The sequence below is a fragment of the Fulvimarina thalattae genome, assembly GCF_040239565.1.
Classification (GTDB): Bacteria; Pseudomonadota; Alphaproteobacteria; order Rhizobiales; family Rhizobiaceae; genus Fulvimarina.
In genome coordinates this window covers 135,448-153,556 of record NZ_JBEHWS010000003.1, presented here as the reverse complement: position 1 = coordinate 153,556, position 18,109 = coordinate 135,448, and the positions used below count along the sequence as shown (strand labels likewise).

Below are 18,109 nucleotides of genomic sequence, written 5' to 3'. Positions count from 1 at the left end.
GCCACGCCAGAACGTCTTAAAGAGTCAAAACGTACCAAGTCATATCTGGCATGATTCTGAAACAGAACTATCGATTTGGTTTCGTGTCCAGCGGCGTAGCGCCGTCACACCTCCTTTACCCCTCTAACGAACACCAGGGATGCGAGAGAGACGATGCCGAAGACGGCTAGTGTCGCTCCAAGGCCCATGGCACTGCTCATCAGACCAGCCAACGGCGGAGCGAGCATGTTGCCGGTTGAGACCATGAGGATAGCCGTGAAGCTGGCCGATGGGATTCCCGGAAAGAGACGCTCGCTCCAGAACGAGTAAACCGAGCTGAGAGCCATGAGGCAGACGCCCTGTAGGGCGGCTGAGAGGAGGGTGGCTGTCCAGCTTCCCGGCATAGAGGCGAGCAGCAGCAGCGAGGCGGCTGAGCCGGTGAACAGAGCCACCAGAAGAGCTCGAAGACCGATCTTGTCTTCGATATCGCCGGTGAGAAGGCCGAGGCAGCCGGCGAGACCGAATGCCACGAGAAGGACGGGCCCGATCAGCTCCGGTGATATGCCGGGCAGCCCGCCGGAGCTGGCGATATGCTCGATCCAGTACGAGAGATAGGTGCCGTTCGTCGCGCCGAAGGAGAAAGCGAAGCCGTAAAGCGGCACCGCGTCCCAGGATCGAAGGCGCCGCCCGACGGTGCTTAGCGCGATGTCGGACTGTTGCCCGTCGATCGCCAGCCTCGGCAGGAGAAGCGGTGGTGCGATCACCACCGCGAGCGCTATGGCCGCGAAGCTCCACCACGCAATGCGCCAGGACTGGCCGGCGAGAACGAGCGCCAGCGCCAGAACGCCGGCGCCGATGATCCCAAACGTGGTGCCGGTGCTGACGATCGAGAGGGTGCGTTTCTGAAAGTTTTCGTAGACCGCTTTCCCGGTCATGCTGTTGAACGGGGTCCAGGCAAATCCGGCGCTTGCGGAGGCGAGGGCGATACCGAGTGTCATGACCGCGAGGCTGGGCGCGAGGGCTGTGAGCGCGAAGCCGGCGACCGCGCAAATGCCGCCGCTTAGCACGGGCAGGCGCGGCCCGATGCGCGCGGTCATCCAGCCCGTGAGGAACAGCGCGACAAAAAAGGCCGCGAAGGCAAGGCCCGCAATGGAGCCCGCGGTTCCGGTGCCGAAGCCGAATTCTTCCCTGAGCTGCGGGAGGAACATGCCATAGGCCATGCGGCCGGGGCCGAAGGTGACAGCGGTCGCGATGAACCCCACTGTTGCGATTTGCCGTCTTTCGATCACGTCAAACCTCCTGGTCCTTTCGGCCTTTAAAGGTAATGTTCGCGAACGAAATGCGTTGCTGTGTTGTGTGAGATAGAGCCGGCGCTGTCGTTGCGGGGTTGGGCGGATCAGCCGGTCGGCAGGCTTCGACGCATCACCGTCGAGGGGAACACTTGTTCGTTCCGAAAGGGGGCGTCGCTCATCGTCGGTCCGAAAATGGATGTGCAGTTCAGGAGCAGCCGCCAGCAGGGAATTGTCCGTCGGCCCTCGAACATGCGTAAAATAAGTCGAAGTTGGTGGGCTTCGCAAATTGTCATTTAAATTAAAAAGTATGACGATTTTTCCAAATTAAGAAGTCATATAAATATTATATAATTTAAGATAAATCTGCGTAATGTGTAAATATAAAATTTACCACGACACCATGCTCGGCTGAGGAAGCCGGAACATTGTCTTATTCGAGCCGTAAACCATCAGTCATAGCCAAAGAGGCAGAAGGCATGACTTGGAAGCCAAACCCATACGGTCCCCGGCCAATGACAATCGCTCATGATGGAACCGATCAATCGACGTTTTCGTCGCCATCGTCCGGCGGGCAATAACGATCCAATTGGCGGTGTTCTGGTCTTTTGTGGGTGCGTGGATCTATGATCTGTTTTGAAGACTATGTCGGCAGTACTTCTCAAAACGCTGGAAAATCAGTGATCGGTGAGGCACGGCGCAAACCGGTCGCACGGAAACTGCGTTCGATTTTCAAATTCGACCTCGCAACGATCAAAAGCCGACCGGGCCGCTCCGTTCGGCCGCGTAAGAATTGCCGTCCGCCAGCGGGCGGCTTTCGGGTCACTGGGCCGATTTGCACAATTTTAATAAGTCTTGATTACTTTTCTTGCGCATCGCCAAGATTCGGATCGCAAAATGCTAGAGGCTGATATCCAACACGTGGGAGACGATCCTCGTTCAGCGCAATGCCGGGATACGCTCGACAGGGTTTGGCTGGATCAGGTCGATCTCGCGATGCGTCTGGCGCCTTTCACGATCGCGACGAGCGTCTCCGTTTCAGTTATCGTTTGCCTCTACTTCTGGCACGACGCGATGATACCTTACATCATCGGCCTGCAGGCAACGATTTTTGTTGTTTTGCTGATCGGCTTCAACGCCTGCATCAACTGGCGCAGAAAGTACATCAACGCCCCTGCCGCAACCATCAGAGCGATCCGGCGGCGAATGGTCTGGATAGCCGCCATTGCGGGCATCGCCCTGGCCTCTATCCCCGTTATGCTCTTCGAGGATGCAGATGCAGACGGTAAGCTTCTTATCGCTGTGACATGTGCAGGACTGATCGCGACTGGTATCTGCATCGGGTTTGTTCCGGCGGCCGGCCTCGTTTTCTCAGGCAGCATTATCGTAGGATCGTTCGCTGCCCTTTCGACGGCGGGCGAGGCCTTCTATGAAATTGTCGCGATCCTGCTTGCTATCTACTCGTGTTTTATCTTCGCGACGATCGTTCAGATCAGCAGGTTGGCGAGTTTGCGGGCAGAAGCGCAGGTCGACCTCGATCATCAACGCGAGGTGAGCAGCCTCCTCCTGAAGGACTTTGAGCAGAATTCGAGCGACTGGTTGTGGGTGATCGACGCTGAAGGGCTGATCAGGTCGCCGTCTCCGCGCTTTGCAGAGGTGTCGAAAGCCGATCAGGATGCGCTGGAAAAGTCCTCGTTCGCAGAGCTTATTGGGCCGAAAGCGGATGAAGCACCGGTCAAGGCATTCAACGAGCTAATGGCGGCCATTTCTGCACGTCGGGCCTTCAACCAGCTCAGCATTCCCGTTCAAATCGGATCGCGGACCTATTGGTGGTGTTTGACCGGCAAGCCTATCCTTGATCGGGAGCAGCGCTTCGTTGGCTTTCGCGGGATGGGGTCCGATATCACGCTTCAGACCGAATATGTCGCAACGCTCAATCAGCTTGCCAACCATGATGTCCTGACGAAACTCCCCAATCGGCACCGGTTTGAGGAACTCGTCTCGGACGCACAGCGTGCCTTCCGCGCGGATGGCAATGGGTCGGGCTATGCGGTGTTCCTCCTTGACCTCGACCGTTTCAAGCAGGTCAACGACACGTTTGGCCATGCGGTCGGTGACGAGCTTTTGATCGAGATCGGCAAGCGCATGGAGGCTCTCTCGGGCCCCGACATCATGGTCTCCAGGTTCGCGGGCGATGAGTTCGCAGTCCTGAGTCTGACTTCGGATGAAACGAGGAACAGCGCACTCGCCGGTGACATCATCGAGAGTTTGCAGCAGCCTTTCGCCTGCAACGGCCTTTACCTTGACGTCGGTGTCAGCATCGGAATCGCGACGGTTCGAGACGAGAAGAAATCTGAAGAAATTATCCGAAAGGCCGACGTCGCTCTTTACAGGGTCAAGGACGAAGGTGGCGGCAGCTTCCGGTTCTACACGCCATCTATGGACTCTCAGCGGGAAGAGCGCGCGGTCCTGATCGGAGAGCTGAAAGGCGCCGTCGAGCGAGAGGAATTCAGGCTGAATTATCAACCTCTGGTGACGACGGCTGGCGAACTCTGCGGCTTCGAAGCTTTGATGCGGTGGAAGCACCCGCAACATGGATTTATCCCGCCGGAAACATTCATCTCGCTGGCGGAGGAAACGGGTAAGATCCTCGCACTTGGGGAGTGGGGACTGCGCAAGGCGTGCCAGTTCGCTGCGACATGGCCCAATCGGGATTTGTTGATAGCAGTGAATGTATCAACGGTGCAGATTCGGCATTCCGACCTTGTTTCCGTTGTGTCGAAAGCGCTTTCCGATTTCGATCTCGAACCGAAGAGGCTGGAGCTGGAAATCACTGAAACAGCATTTCTCGAAACGACAAACGATGCAATGGAGGTCCTGGCGCAATTGCGGGATCTGGGCGTCAGGCTTGCGCTCGACGATTTCGGCACCGGCTATTCAAGCTTGGCGTATTTGAAGAAGCTTCCAGTCGACAAGATCAAGATCGACCGGAGCTTCATAAAGGACCTGCCGGGAGGCGAAAGCGATGTCAGCATCGTAAGAACGATCGTCGAACTCGGTCGGACCCTCGGCATGGTGACGATTGCCGAGGGCGTGGAAACCGCCGAGCAGTATGAGTGCCTGAGGCGGATCGGCTGCCCTCAGATTCAGGGCTATCTCTTCGGGAAGCCCGCGAGCGAGACGACAACGCTCGACCTCATCGCGAAGAACCCGAAGCCTGTCACGAGAAAAGCGGTCGCATGACGGCTCGAGTGGGCTTGAGGATCACCCGGCCATAAGCGCGGCTTCCCGTTCTTCTTTTGCGTCTTCATCCGGTCGATTGGAAGGCCAGAACGGCAGAAAGCCGCGAACGATATCCGCTGGAATATCGAGCGGCTTGAAGTTTTCTCGATCGACAAACATCAGATCCTGTTCGCCTCGGCCTAGCAGATCGCCCTTCGCGCCGCGAATCTCATGGCCCAGGGTGACGAATTTTCGGTTATGCCTTGCGATCCTGACCGACACCGTCACGGGTTCGAACTCGGCAATTTCGCGACGAAAATCATGATTGAAGGATTTCGTCAGCACGAAATAGGACGTCGTTTCGAGGTCGAACTTCGGCATGCAGGCGTTGAAGAACAGTTCGCGCGCCTTTCCGACCCACCGTACATAGTTCGCGAAATAGACGTTCCCCACGGAATTCGTGTCGTCATAGGTGGGGGTAACCCGCATGACGAAGGACTGCCCGTCGAAGCCATGATCAGGTTTCGAGTCGTTGCTCGCCACCGGAAGCGTACCTTGTGCAACGCCCGGCGCTTGAGCAGCGACGGGGCGACCCTGATCTGGCACGATCGTACGGTTCGCCGAGGAGGCCGTTTTGCCCGCATTTTTCGTGCCTGATCCTGTGGCAGCGCTCTTTTCGGTGATTATCCCGTAGAAAAGCGGCGCGGCGCCGAGCATTGCGATCGCGGTTGAAACCGCGACCAGGACCGGCATGTCACCGCCAAAGCCGACGAAGAAGAGCAGCGAGGCGACGAGACCCCAGAGATAGCCCGAGAGCGTATCGAATGGGATCGGCCGGTAGACGGACCAGACGACCAGACAGATCGACGGCGCCACGAGAAGCGTTGCATAGGGCATCATGTAGGCGGTCTGTGAAAGCGACATCGCCATCATCAGCCCGGCACCGGCGATCGATGCTGCGAGCAGCCAGAGAGGCGAAGCCGCTGCTGCTGCCGGGACGAAGGCGAGTGCCGGGTGAAGACTCTTCGCCAGCAGGGAAGAGAGATACCAGCGCGTCGCGCAATAGAAGCTGTCGATTGTCGAGAGAGCAGCTATCACCGCCCAGAGCGCGAATGCGGCGGCCCCAACACCGAGGCTCTCGGTGCCGAATCGGGCTGCGACCGACCCCTGCGCGACGAGTGTCTCGTCCACCGCGACCATGAGATGAGCGCCTGCCGCTTTCGAAAGTGCGGCATTCGCAACCAGCAGCGCGAGGAAAACCAGTCCGCCGCCGGCATAGGCGATTCCCGCAGACAGGCCGCTTCGCTTGATCTCTATCACCCGTTGCCATTGCTGAAGGTCACCCCACGGCCCGAGTGCGAACCCGACAAGGGTCGGGATGAGCAAAAACCAGAAGGATTGTGCCGGAGCGATCTCTCCTGCGACGGATACCCCGGCACCCGCCGGCATAGCGGCCCATGCGATAGCGATGGCGGCCACCGCGACTACAAGGTAGCCGATGTGGAGAAAACGGAGCGTTCTGAGCTTGGAAGAATGCGCGATCGCACACGCAAGCGCTACGACGATTGCCGACAGCATGAGCGAGACGGTCTGATCCGAGCCGGGAAGGAGCAAAGGCCACAGATATGTCCCGAGGGAAAACAGCGTGATCGCGATGGCCCCGAACTGACAAAGCAGTAACAGCCCGACGAAACGCGGGCCAACCCGGCCGAAAAGACTCTCCGAATCTCTATCGCGGGAATTCAGAATGCAGCCGAAACTAATCAGTCCGGCGGCGTTCGCCAAAGCGAACACCCAGAACCCAAGCCAGCCTTGCGTCCATACGACGTGCATGGAGTAGAAAAATCCGAGCCCCCACATCCATGACAAGGATATTGTCGGTGCCCAGCTCAGCGAGCGAAGAAAATGTGATTGTGCCATGTGTCAGCCAGTCCCCCGATCGGCATTCGACGACCAATATAAGTATAACAGATTTTAACGTTTTTTAAGGAATTCGACTGAAATTTTAAGGGTTTTCAACCGAAATTTTTTACCGGAGGATGCTGAAAGATCGTTTTATTGAACGGCGTACGCACACATCTTGGGCTGGTGATGGTCTCACCGTCGTAGTTCGCCGGCTAGGGGGTGCGGTTTGCCCCTCAATCACCAAGCTATCACAGCAATGCGTCGATGAATAAATGTCTTTAAGCGCAGTATGCCAAGGCATCTGCAATGCGGCTTTGCGCCGCCGGACAACCGAATCGACAGCAACGGTCAATTCGATTGTCCTGTGACTGGCTCAGGCGCCGCTTGGGTTTCCGGCGGTCATCCGAGAGCGACGCTCCAAAATGGCCGCCGCCGTTGTGTCAGGCTGCGGTTCTCAGATGTCTGCGGTGGCCCGAGCGTTCTCCGGGCTGAAGCTGGAAGCGTTGGAGAATGCGAGCCAAATCCTGGGTCTGAGACACCAAGTGATCGCAACTTGTCGATGCCTGCTGCACCATGGTTGCGTTTTGCTGTGTGCCCTTGTCGATCGTCTCGACAGCAATGTTGATCTCTTCAAGACCCGTGCGCTGGGATCGGGCCGACTCCACGATCGCTGCAACATGTCGGTGGATCTCGCCCACTTCACTGACGATCATGTCGAGCGCGGCCCCGGTCTGCGTCACGAGATCGACGCCACGCGCTACTTGGTTTCCGGATCGGGTGATAAGCGCCTTGATCTCCTTGGCAGCGTCGGCCGAGCGTTGGGCGAGGGCTCTCACCTCCTGCGCAACGACGGCAAAACCCCTTCCGGCCTCTCCAGCGCGGGCGGCTTCGACCCCCGCGTTTAGCGCGAGCAGATTTGTCTGGAAGGCGATCTCATCGATGACGCTGATGATCGTGCTGATCTTCTGTGACGATGTCTCGATCTCGTCCATGGCGGAGATGGTCACGCGAACCACGGCACTTGAACTTTCCGCATTTTTCTTTGTTTGGCTTACGAGCTGACCGGCCTCTTCAGCCCTCCGGGTCGAGACCTGGACCGCCGTGGTCAGTTCGTGCACCGTTGCCGACGTCTCCTCAACCGAGGCCGCCTGCTGCTCGGTGCGGCGCGAGAGATCGTCCGAAGCCGCCTGAATTTCCGCCGTCGCCGTGTTGATCGAACGGGCCGAGTCGCTGACTTTCGCAAGCACTGTCGCGAGATTGTCGATCGAGGCGTTGAAGTCTGCGCGCAAAGGTTCGAATTCAGGCGTGAAAGGCTCCTCGATGCGACCGCTCAGGTCCCCGGCAGCCATTCTGCCCAGGCCGCCTGCAATCTTGTCGACCGCGAGAACTCTCGAGGTCACGTCCGTCGCGAACTTGACGACCTTCAGAACACGTCCCTTCTGATCGAAGACCGGGTTGTAGGAGGCCTGAATGTAGATGACTTTGCCGTTCTTGCCGATCCGCTTGAACTCGTCGGCAACATACTTTCCCGCACGTAGCTGCTCCCAGAGCCGCGCATAGGCGGGAGATCTGGCAAGAGATGGCTCGACGAATATGCGATGGTGCTGCCCGACGATTTCGTGCTTCTCATAGCCGACAGCATCGAGAAAATTATCATTGGCATCGAGGATCGTGCCGTCCGGTTGAAATTCGATCACGGCCTGGGCGCGAGATATGGCCTGTATTTTCGCGTCGAGTTCCAGGTCGCGTTGACTGGCGGCCGTGATGTCGGTCGCAAACTTCACGACCCGCGTTACCCTGCCTTTCCTATCGAGGAGCGGATTGTATGTTGCCTCGATGACGATCTCCCGACCGTCTTTGCAGAGCCGAGTGTAACGACCAGCGTCGAAATGACCATTGCCGAGCTTTTCCCAGAATGCTTCGTATTCGCGGCTTTCTGCATACTTGGCTTCGCAAAAGATGCGGTGATGGCGCCCGACGATTTCGGCCTCGCCATACCCGACCGCCTCACAGAAATTGGCATTTGCTCGAAGGATTATCCCTTGAGGGTCGAATTCGATGATTGCAAGTGATCGATCAAGCGCTTCAATGAGAGCATCCCTTGAGCCAATATGAAACATTTTTATTTTCCTCCCGCCGAGCAGGCGACGCGAACCCGGATCTTTTATGCGGTAAATAACAATAGATGACATAACCAATTAATATATCGTTCGTGCGAGCGTTTAGCTGATACTTTTATTTGGTTTTCTATCTAATGATATTATTGGGCAGGCTTTCATTTTGAAAGAATATTTTTTAGCGGAATGCGAAATGATAGAAATCGTTTGATCGGTATGAAAGTGCTTGCTTGCATTCGATGGCGGAAAATCAGCGTAATCTCAATGCGCGATATCGATGGACAAGAACGTGCGTACTTCGCCATTGGCTACCTCTTTTTCATTGCAAACAAGAAAAAGCTTTTTTCTCTCGCTTGGTATGATGTTTATTCGTTTAACTGGTTCAGCGGTCCTCATCCGAGCTGATTTCATCCGGTCTGTTGTCGAAGCGGCGCGTATTTGAAGCCAATTCGAAACACGCGATCGTGCATGTTGCAGTGCGTCCGTGAGCGCGAATTTAACGAATTATTGAGCATGTCCGTTCAGATTCGGGCTCGTGGAGTGCCATCCGTTCGGGGTGGTGCAGCGAATTCGACGATCGTGCTGTCAACCATGTTCACTTCGCATTCCGATCATCGCGAGGACGCAGCGCCCCGCCGGCACGTTAAAGCCGGAGCCGAAGCGCATGCCTTGCATGGTCCGTCGTTGATCGATCCGATCTACGTGATCGGCAAGATCTGGAGCGCGAAGTGGTTCATCCTTTTCTGTGCGCTCGCTGGCGCAGGACTCGCGGCGGGCTATGCGCTGCTGACGCCCAAGCTCTATACGGCGACGACCCAGGTTCTGGTCGATCCGCGCGACATCAAGGTCGTGCAAAACGAGGTGACGCCGAACGGTCTGCCGAGCGATGCGACGCTTGCGCTCATCGAGAGCCAGACCGCCGTCATCGACTCCAACGAAGTGCTGATCAAGGTCGTCGAGAAAGCGGACCTTCTCAACGACACGGACTTCAACGGCAAAGGCTTCTCGATCATCGGTGTCGTCAAGGACTATCTCGGCCTGACGGAGAAGGTGATGCCGTCGCCGGAAGGCGCACCGCTTTCCCGGATCGAACTGGTCACGCTCGACAATCTTCGCCGCCGGATGTCCGTTGAGCGGGAGCCTAAGAGTTTCGTTCTTCATCTCAGCGTTGAGACGCCCTCGCCACAAAAATCGGCGCGACTGGCCAATTTCATCGCCGAGACCTTCATCAACGAGCTCGGGCGGGTCCAGTCTTCTACCGCACGACGGGCGAGCGACGCGCTTTCGAGCCGGCTCGAAGAGCTCCGCGCGAGTGTGGGCGAGGCAGAACGGGCCGTAGAGGAATACAAGCGTGAGAACCGCCTCGTCGGCGTGGGCGGGCGGCTGGTCGACGACGACTATATCCTGCGCATCAACGATCAACTCGCCCGTTCGCGCGGTGACGTGACAGCCCTGCGCAACAGGGCCCAACAGATGCGCACGGCGAGTGTCGACGATGTCGTCGAAGGCTCGTTTCCGGAGGAGCTGACCTCGACTGCACTTAACCAACTGCGTGACTCGTACCAGAAGCTGAGCCAGCAGCAGGCGATCCTTTCAAGCTCACTGGGGCCGCGCCATCCGCGCCGGATCGCCAATGCCCAGGCGTTGGATTCGGCGCGGGCCGCTATCCGTTCGGAGGTGGCGCGCATCGTTTCGGCGACCGAGACCGAGCTCGATCGTGCCGAAAGCACGGACGAGGATCTCACGGCCCAGATCGACAGCCTGAAAACCAAGCAGCTCGAAACCAGCGAGTCCTTTGTCCGGCTGCGCGAGCTGGAGCGTGAGGTCGAAGCTTCGCGGGCGGTCTACGAGGCCTTTCTTCTGCGAGCACGTGAAATTTCCGAACAGGAGCGTCTCAACACGGCGAATGTCCGCGTGATCTCTTCTGCAACGCCGCCGCTGCTTCCTTCGAGCATGTCGCGTCGCACGGTTGTCGCCATCGGCTTCATCGCGGGCATGATCGTTGGCTTCGGGTTCGCCTTTGTCTGGGCGTTGTGGCGGCCCGTGAAGACGATATTCGCGGAGAACAAGGCGGGCCATGCTAAGGGATACGGAGCCTACGCAACGGCAGCCGAGCCCTATGGATCGGCTACACAAACGCATGAAACGGCGCTCGCGCCGGGCTTGCGCGCAAGCGATACGAGCCTGCCCGAACGTTCCGATACGCACGACGAGGCCTGGGCACTCCGAAAAGCTGATGCCGATCCGATGCCGAGCCGTTCGAGGCTCGAGAGCACGGTCTCGGACAGGGCGCTGAACGAGGCGCGTTTTGAGAGCGCCGCAAACAGGGCGGCCGTCGCGGACATGTCAGCCGAAGAGCAGGACCTCGCTCCGGAAGAGAAGCAACGCTCCAGCCGGCGCAAATGGAATCTTCCGAAGCGTCCTGAGGCCGAGCCTGTAACTGAACCCGCCTCTCATCGTTCGGCTCCGGGGCGTCGGCAGACCCTGACGGAGACGGTAACCTCCCTGCGATCGGAGCGGTCCGCCGCCTCGGGGCGATACAGCGAGCGCGTGCAATCCACCGCGCGGACTCCTGAAGAAGCCGAATATATGCGCAAGGAGATCGAGACGGTCCGCGAGCGGCTGATGGGCTTGCGCTCGGAGCCTGGCGGGGATGCCGGAGAAATTTCGTCGCGCAGACACCCAACCCGTAACGTCGTCTGAGAAGGCGCATGACGGTCGAAGCCGAATGGCGGACGATGATGCCAGGCGATCTGGAAGAGGTCGTCCGGATCGCGGACCGTGTCCATCCCGATTTCAGGGAGCCGGTCGAGGTCTTTGCCGACCGGCTGCGGATTTGGCCGGCGGGTGCGCTTGTCTGCCATTTGAAGGGTGCGCTCTGCGGCTATGCGATCGGCCATCCGGTGCGCTTTCCCGATATTCCGGCGCTTGGCAGTGTGCTCGGCGAACTGCCTGAAAATGCGGATGCATTCTACGTTCACGATGTCGCTCTGCTTCCGGAGATGAGAGGGCGTTCTTTGTCTGGCGGCGCGATTGAATCGCTGCTCGAAGGTGTGCCTGAGGTGGACAGGGCCTGCCTGATCTCGGTCTATGGAACAGCAGTCTTCTGGCGGCGCCACGGGTTTCGCGAGGCGCCTGACGCCGTGCCGCGCGAGAAGCTGGCGAGCTATGGGCCTGAAGCCGTCTTCATGGTTCGTGATCTCTGAGTTGAACCGGCTTTACGCTCACACTTGCGTCACAGCCGCTACTTCATGCATGCGACCGGCTAGATACCCTTTGAGATCGACCAGCGGAGGGCGACGAAAATGGTGAAATCCGATCCCACCCCAAACGATGGTGCGGCAATCGAAGGCGGATGCCGCTGTGGCCGCGTGCGGTTCAAGGTGAAGGGCAGGCCGCTTGTGACGACGGCGTGCCACTGCACCGGCTGCCAGAAGATGACGGCGAGTGCTTTCTCCTTGAGCTCGCTTTATGCGACTGAAGCCTTCGAATTGACCTCCGGGGAGACGGTGATCGGCGGGTTGCATGGCGAAGCGCGGCACCATTTCTGCGATCACTGCAAGAGCTGGCTCTTCAGCTATCATCCGAAGATCGAAGGTTTCGTCAATGTGCGCGCGACCATGCTGGAGGATGCGGCGACCTACGAGCCGTTCATCGAGACTTATACGAGTGAAATGCTTCCGTGGGCGAGAACGCCCGCGCTGCATAGTTTCGAGAAGTTTCCGCCACCGGGCGAGTTTTCAGCCCTTATGGCCGAATTCGCGTCCTCGGCCGGCTGAACGCGACGCTCATGCACGGCTGAAGCACAAGATTTAAGCGGCTCGCGCCTCGAATTTCCAAGTCTCGGCCATGGACGGGCGGACAGCCTGTCCATATAAAAAGTGATAAACGCCTTCGCGCCTTTGATCCGTCTTCGCGCGAGGGGCCTTTCACTTGTGACCGAACACGGGGCAGCTGTTTTTATATGAAACGGACTCTTCTTCTTGCACTGAGCGCAGCCTTCACATCCGGCATGATCGGATCGGCGAATGCGCAGGCCGAGGTCGTCAACGTCTATAACTGGTCGGACTATATCGACGAATCGATCCTTGAAGACTTCACCAAGGAAACCGGTATCGAGGTCAATTACGACGTCTTTGATTCGAACGAGATTCTTGAAACCAAGCTTCTCGCCGGCGGTTCGGGCTACGACATCGTGGTTCCGACGGGCACCTTTCTGCAACGGCAGATCAATGCGGGCGTGTTCCAGAAGCTCGACAAGGAAAAGCTCAGCAACTGGGACAATCTCGACACGGATGTGATGGAACGCCTTGCCCGCTACGATCCCGGCAACGAATATGCCGTGAACTACATGTGGGGCACGACCGGGCTCGGGCTGAACACGAAGATGGTGAAGGAGCGGCTCGGCGAGGACCAGCCACTCAATACCTATGATCTGCTGTTCGATCCCGAACTCGTTTCGAAGCTTTCCGATTGCGGCGTCTACATGCTGAACACCTCTGAAGAGGTCGTGCCCGCGGCGCTCAATTATCTCGGGCTCGATCCGAATTCGACCGATGAGGCGGACCTGCAGAAGGCCGAGGACCTGCTGCTTGAGGTCAAGCCGTATATCCGCAAGTTCAATTCGTCCGAATACATTACGGCCCTCGCGAACGGCGACATCTGCATGGCCCATGGCTGGTCGGGCGATATCCTGCAATCGCGCGATCGCGCCAAGGAGGCGGGGCAGGGCGTCGAAATCCAGTACGTGATCCCGAAGGAGGGCGCGGTGATCTGGGTCGACAACATGGCGATCCCGGCCGATGCACCCCATCCGGAAGCTGCGCTGAAATTCATGGACTACATGATGCGCCCGGAGGTGATGGCGAAGGCGACGAACTACGTCAACTATGCCAACGGCAATGCGGCGGCCGACGAATATGTAGAGCCGGAAATCCTCAACGATCCGAGCATCTATCCGGACGAGGAAACCCGCCAGCGCCTGTTCGCTGTGGAGAGCAAGGGGCCGCGTGAGCAGCGTCTGGAAACCCGGCTCTGGACGCGGATTGTGACCGGCCAGTAAGCAACCTCTTGTCATCCGCGCCCGCCCTCTGCGGCGGACGCGGTCTTCGCCCAGAGGATCTGGCCCTTGAAAACCCAGTCACTCGGATCGGTTCGCAAGAGCTTCTCGCCCTGGACCGATCCCGACGCCAAACCGTTTATCTGCTTCGAAGGTGTCACGAAAATCTTCGATGGCACCGCGGCGATCGATGATCTATCCGCCGACGTCTATGAGAAAGAGTTCTTCGCGCTTCTCGGTGCGTCGGGCTCCGGCAAATCGACGCTGCTGCGCCTGCTAGCGGGCTTCGAGACACCGACCAAGGGCCGGATCGTTCTCGACGGTGAGGATATGACCGGCATTCCGCCGCACAAGCGGCCGGTCAACATGATGTTCCAGTCTTACGCGCTCTTCCCGCATATGAACGTGGAGAAGAATATTGCCTTCGGCCTAAAGCAGGACCGCATGGCGAAGTCCGAGCGCGAGGACAGGATCGCGGAAGTTCTGAAGCTGGTGAAACTGGAGAGCTACGGACGGCGCAAGCCGCATCAGCTCTCCGGTGGGCAGCAGCAGCGCGTGGCGCTGGCGCGTTCGCTGGTGAAGCGGCCGAAAGTGCTGCTTCTCGACGAACCGCTCGGCGCGCTCGACAAGAAGCTGCGCGAGGAAACCCAGTTCGAACTGACCGATCTCCAATACGAACTCGGCATAACCTTCATCATGGTCACCCATGACCAGGAAGAGGCGATGACGATGGCCGACCGGATCGCGGTGATGGGCGAGGGGCGCATCCTGCAAATCGGCACTCCGCCTGAAATCTACGAAGCGCCGACCTCGCGCTTCGTCGCTGACTTCATCGGAACGGTGAACATCTTCGACGGGAAGGTAACAGCCCGCAATGGTGATCGTCTGACGCTGGAGACCGGCGCCGGCCATGTTCTGGAGGTCGACGCGAACGAGGAGACCAGCAGCAAGGTGGGGCCGGGAGAAAAGGCCGCCTATGCGGTGCGACCAGAGAAGCTCCGCATTTCGTCCGAAGAACTGAGCGGGCCGAATGTCCTCTCCGGCGAGGTCTGGGAGATCGCCTATATCGGCGACATGACTTCGTTCCACCTGAAGATGGACGACGGCAAGATCATCCGGGTCTCGATGGTCAATGCGAGCCGCGAAAGCCCGATTCAGCTTACCTGGCACGACCGCGCCTGGGTCTCGTTCGACCCGGATGCCGGGCTGCTTCTGGCGGACTGACGGGGGCAAGGGCTATGGCGAAACCACGCGAGGGATTGTTTCGGTCGATCACTATCGGCCTTCCCTATTTCTGGCTCGCCTGCCTCTTCCTCGTCCCGTTCCTGATCGTCCTCAAACTGTCGTTCTCGCAGATTGCGACGGCGATGCCGCCCTATACGCCGACTTTCGGCGATCCGACGACGTGGTGGGAGTCGATCAAGCAGCTGACGATCGACAACTATCTGTGGATCGCGAACGACTCCCTCTATTTCAATTCCTATGTGACGAGCCTCAGGATCGCGCTGATCTCGACGATCCTGACCTTCCTGATTGGTTATCCGCTAGCCTACGGCATGGCGCAGGCGCCGCAGGGCTGGAAGCCGTTCCTGCTGATGCTGGTGATCCTGCCGTTCTGGACGAGTTTTCTGATCCGCGTCTACGCCTGGATCGGCATTCTTAAGCCCGAGGGCCTGCTCAACCAGTTCCTCATGTTCCTTGGCGTGATCGATCAGCCGCTGATCATCACCAACACCGAAACGGCAATCTTCATCGGCATCGTCTATTCCTATCTGCCGTTCATGGTGATGCCGATCTTCGCCAATCTCGACCGGATGGATAAGAGCCTCTTGGAGGCGGCCGCCGATCTTGGCTCGACGCCGCTGAAAAGCTTCTGGACGATCACGTTCCCGCTATCGTTCCGGGGCGTCCTGGCCGGCTGCTTTCTGGTCTTCATTCCGGCAGTCGGCGAGTTCGTTATTCCCGATCTTCTCGGCGGTTCCGGCACGCTGATGATCGGCAAGACGCTGTGGATGGAATTCTTCAACAATCGCGACTGGCCGGTCTCCTCCGCCGTGGCGATCATCCTCCTGCTGATTCTGGTCGTGCCGATCGTGATCTTCCAGCGCATACAGGACCGGGAGGCGGCGCGATGAGGCAGGGTTGGACGGCGTTCAACATCATCTCGATCATTGTCGGCTTTTCGTTTCTCTATCTGCCGATCGTGCTGCTCGTCATTTACTCCTTCAACGCCTCGCAGCTCGTGACGGTGTGGGCGGGCTTTTCGACGCGATGGTATGTGCAGCTCTTCAACAATCAGGGCCTGCTCGATGCGGCCTGGGTAACGCTTCGGGTGGGCATTCTCTCGGCGACGATCGCGACACTGCTCGGCACCCTCGCGGCAGTGGCGCTGACGCGATATACGCGCTTTCGCGGCCGGGTGCTCTTCACAGGCATGGTCTATGCGCCGTTGGTGATGCCGGAGGTGATCACCGGCCTGTCGCTGCTGCTCCTGTTCGTGGCTATCGACTTCGACCGGGGCTTCTGGACGGTGACGCTGGCGCACATCACCTTTTCCATGTGCTTCGTTGCCGTGATCGTCCAGTCGAAGCTGCTGTCATTCGACCGGTCTCTTGAAGAGGCGGCGATGGATCTCGGCGCGACGCCTGCCAGAACCTTTCTCTCGATCACCCTGCCGGTAATCTGGCCTGCCGTCGCTGCCGGCTGGTTGCTCGCCTTCACGCTCTCGCTGGACGATCTGGTTGTCGCGAGCTTCACGACCGGTCCGGCGGCGACGACTTTGCCGATGAAAATCTACAGCGCTGTGCGCCTCGGCGTGACGCCGGAGATCAACGCCGTCTGCACGATTCTGATCGCGATCGTGACTGCTGGCGTTTTGATCGCGACTTTGGTCAACAAGCGCCGCGAAGTGCGCCGCGCACGGGAAAGTGAAGTGGCCTTCGGCTGAGTGGTTGCCCGGACAGGCATTCGTTGAGCGAACCGTGTGGCGCGAAGTGGACCGTGCCCGCGGTGGCGGCTCAGCTCATCCGATCTGATCCCAGAAGAGACCGATAGAAGAAAAGAGCCGGCACCTTGGGAGATGTGCCGGCTCTTTTCTACTTGGGGATGCGAAAATGGTCTCGTGATAAAATACGTGCTTGGGAGGACTGACTGCCTTCGGTCCCTCCCGAGGGTGTCACGTCGGCAGCGCCGACGTCATCCGTGGCTCGAGACAGTCGCCAGTTGGGGCGTTTTAGGCGCTGTCCGGTCCGTCCGGTCCCCGGGAGGGAGCCCGAAGGCAAGACTGATCAAAGCGTCTTCGAGAACCCGCCGCATCACCCAAATGCGGTATGTGCGCTGTGATTCTTTTAGATTAAGAATTTTTTTGATCATCTGATGAAATTTCGCTTTACTGGTTCTGACTTTACGGAATCCGGGCAGGAGCTGCTGAACGTGGACGATTTCGAAATCATCGACCGCATCTATGAGGCAGGTCTTCGGCCCGAGCTTTGGCTCGATCTTCTGGATGATCTTTCCGAGGTTGCCGATGGAGCAGGAGCGGCCCTGTTTTCGATCAAGCGCGGCTCGGTCAACTATATCGCTACGGACCGGGTGGCGCAGCTGTTTGAAGATTTCATCGCGCTCGGTCAGCCGCAACTCAACGTCAGATTGAAGGTCAGTCAGGAGCTGGATCATCCGGGCTTCGTGCGCGAGCAGGAATTCCTGCCGGGCGTCGATCTTGCCGAATTGCCGTTCTACTCCGATTTCCTTTGGCCGCGCGGCTTCGGCTGGTGCATGGCGACGCCCGTCAAGGCGCCGACGCAGCGCGCGCTCGTCTACACAATTGAGGGCAAGCTGGACGCCGGCCCGTTTCCGGATGAGACCCGCTCACGGTTCGATCGGCTGCGGCCGCATCTCTGCCGGGCCGCCATCCTTTCCGGCCGGCTTGCGCTCGAACGTGCCCAGGCCGCTGCCGATGCCCTCTCGCTCGTCGGCATGCCTGCGGCGGTCATTGGCGCGAACGACAAGATCATGACGGTCAACACCCTCTTCGAACCGCTGATGCCGACGGTGATCCAGGACCGGAGCGGGCGGGTCCGCTTTGCGGAAAAGGGCGCCGATCAGCTATTGGCCGATGCGCTGGAAGCCGGGGCGGATAGCGGCGCCTGCTCCATCCCGTTGCGACCCTCGGGCGAACTTCCGCCAATGGTGGCACATCTGATCCCGGTGAAGCGGACGGCGCGAGACGTGTTTTCCGCCGCTTCGTGGATCCTGACGACGACCGCCGCAGCTTCCTCGGATGTGCCGAGCGCGGAGATCATCCGCTGCCTATTCGATCTGACGCCAGCGGAAGCGCGGGTCGCGCGGGGTATCGCGAGCGGCCATTCGCCGAACGAGCTGGCCATCGATGCCGGTCTCTCGCCCGCGACAGTGCGCACTCAGTTGAAGGCGGTCTATGCCAAGACTGGTGCGAACCGGCAGGCCGAACTTGTCCGGCTGTTGAGCGGGTTCTCGCTCGCGAACGGCTCGACCGTGCCGGCGATTGCCGCGCAGTAGGC

12 protein-coding genes and 1 pseudogene are annotated in these 18,109 nt (G+C 58.9%); 9 read left to right on the top strand and 4 right to left on the bottom strand.

What is annotated here, in order from left to right:
• Positions 1-104 precede the first annotated feature (104 nt).
• The gene (locus ABRA89_RS05465; protein WP_349940440.1) at positions 105-1,268 is read right to left on the bottom strand and encodes an MFS transporter; all 1,164 of its coding nucleotides are present in this window, start codon (positions 1,266-1,268) and stop codon (positions 105-107) included.
• A 921-nt stretch (positions 1,269-2,189) separates the two neighbouring features.
• On the opposite strand from ABRA89_RS05465, the gene ABRA89_RS05460 reads away from it, so the two are divergent.
• Positions 2,190-4,511: a putative bifunctional diguanylate cyclase/phosphodiesterase gene (locus ABRA89_RS05460; protein ID WP_349940439.1), complete on the top strand. Its 2,322-nt coding sequence runs from the start codon at positions 2,190-2,192 to the stop codon at positions 4,509-4,511.
• Positions 4,512-4,532: 21 nt separating this feature from the next.
• Here ABRA89_RS05460 and ABRA89_RS05455 read toward each other — a convergent pair whose 3' ends face one another.
• The 3 genes and pseudogenes from ABRA89_RS05455 to ABRA89_RS05445 form a co-directional block, all read right to left on the bottom strand.
• On the bottom strand, positions 4,533-6,068 hold the full coding sequence (locus ABRA89_RS05455) for an acyl-CoA thioesterase (protein WP_349940438.1): 1,536 nt from the start codon (positions 6,066-6,068) through the stop codon (positions 4,533-4,535).
• 767 nt (positions 6,069-6,835) lie between these two features.
• Positions 6,836-8,092, bottom strand: coding sequence for a methyl-accepting chemotaxis protein (locus ABRA89_RS05450; RefSeq protein WP_349940607.1), 1,257 nt, complete (start codon positions 8,090-8,092; stop codon positions 6,836-6,838).
• Positions 8,093-8,200: 108 nt separating this feature from the next.
• Positions 8,201-8,515 (bottom strand): annotated as a pseudogene (locus tag ABRA89_RS05445) (PAS domain S-box protein); the annotation flags it as partial.
• A 681-nt stretch (positions 8,516-9,196) separates the two neighbouring features.
• Here ABRA89_RS05445 and ABRA89_RS05440 point away from each other — a divergent pair.
• From ABRA89_RS05440 to ABRA89_RS05405, 8 genes are all read left to right on the top strand, one after another.
• Positions 9,197-11,215 carry a GumC family protein gene (locus tag ABRA89_RS05440; RefSeq protein ID WP_349940437.1) on the top strand — a complete coding sequence of 673 codons (2,019 nt, stop codon included), beginning with the start codon at positions 9,197-9,199 and terminating at the stop codon, positions 11,213-11,215.
• 8 nt (positions 11,216-11,223) lie between these two features.
• The gene (locus ABRA89_RS05435; protein WP_349940436.1) at positions 11,224-11,718 is read left to right on the top strand and encodes a GNAT family N-acetyltransferase; all 495 of its coding nucleotides are present in this window, start codon (positions 11,224-11,226) and stop codon (positions 11,716-11,718) included.
• A gap of 99 nt (positions 11,719-11,817) precedes the next feature.
• On the top strand, positions 11,818-12,291 hold the full coding sequence (locus tag ABRA89_RS05430) for a GFA family protein (protein ID WP_349940435.1): 474 nt from the start codon (positions 11,818-11,820) through the stop codon (positions 12,289-12,291).
• 185 nt (positions 12,292-12,476) lie between these two features.
• The gene (locus ABRA89_RS05425; RefSeq protein WP_463671252.1) at positions 12,477-13,574 is read left to right on the top strand and encodes a polyamine ABC transporter substrate-binding protein; all 1,098 of its coding nucleotides are present in this window, start codon (positions 12,477-12,479) and stop codon (positions 13,572-13,574) included.
• A 66-nt stretch (positions 13,575-13,640) separates the two neighbouring features.
• Positions 13,641-14,795 carry an ABC transporter ATP-binding protein gene (locus ABRA89_RS05420; protein WP_349940434.1) on the top strand — a complete coding sequence of 385 codons (1,155 nt, stop codon included), beginning with the start codon at positions 13,641-13,643 and terminating at the stop codon, positions 14,793-14,795.
• Positions 14,796-14,809: 14 nt separating this feature from the next.
• On the top strand, positions 14,810-15,706 hold the full coding sequence (locus ABRA89_RS05415) for an ABC transporter permease subunit (protein WP_349940433.1): 897 nt from the start codon (positions 14,810-14,812) through the stop codon (positions 15,704-15,706).
• On the top strand, positions 15,703-16,518 hold the full coding sequence (locus ABRA89_RS05410) for an ABC transporter permease (RefSeq protein ID WP_349940432.1): 816 nt from the start codon (positions 15,703-15,705) through the stop codon (positions 16,516-16,518). Before ABRA89_RS05415 ends, ABRA89_RS05410 begins: the two co-directional genes overlap by 4 nt.
• Positions 16,519-17,003: 485 nt before the next feature.
• Complete coding sequence (locus tag ABRA89_RS05405) at positions 17,004-18,107, top strand: helix-turn-helix transcriptional regulator (RefSeq protein ID WP_349940431.1); 1,104 nt, start codon at positions 17,004-17,006, stop codon at positions 18,105-18,107.
• Positions 18,108-18,109: the final 2 nt, after the last annotated feature.

Bases quoted from the DNA above. Each gene is read 5' to 3' on its own strand.
- ABRA89_RS05455 (WP_349940438.1), bottom strand. From the start codon at position 6,068: ATGCTGTCGGCAATCGTCGTAGCGCTTGCGTGTGCGATCGCGCATTCT.
- ABRA89_RS05435 (WP_349940436.1), top strand. From the start codon at position 11,224: ATGACGGTCGAAGCCGAATGGCGGACGATGATGCCAGGCGATCTGGAA.
- ABRA89_RS05430 (WP_349940435.1), top strand. From the start codon at position 11,818: ATGGTGAAATCCGATCCCACCCCAAACGATGGTGCGGCAATCGAAGGC.
- ABRA89_RS05425 (WP_463671252.1), top strand. From the start codon at position 12,477: ATGAAACGGACTCTTCTTCTTGCACTGAGCGCAGCCTTCACATCCGGC.
- ABRA89_RS05415 (WP_349940433.1), top strand. From the start codon at position 14,810: ATGGCGAAACCACGCGAGGGATTGTTTCGGTCGATCACTATCGGCCTT.
- ABRA89_RS05410 (WP_349940432.1), top strand. From the start codon at position 15,703: ATGAGGCAGGGTTGGACGGCGTTCAACATCATCTCGATCATTGTCGGC.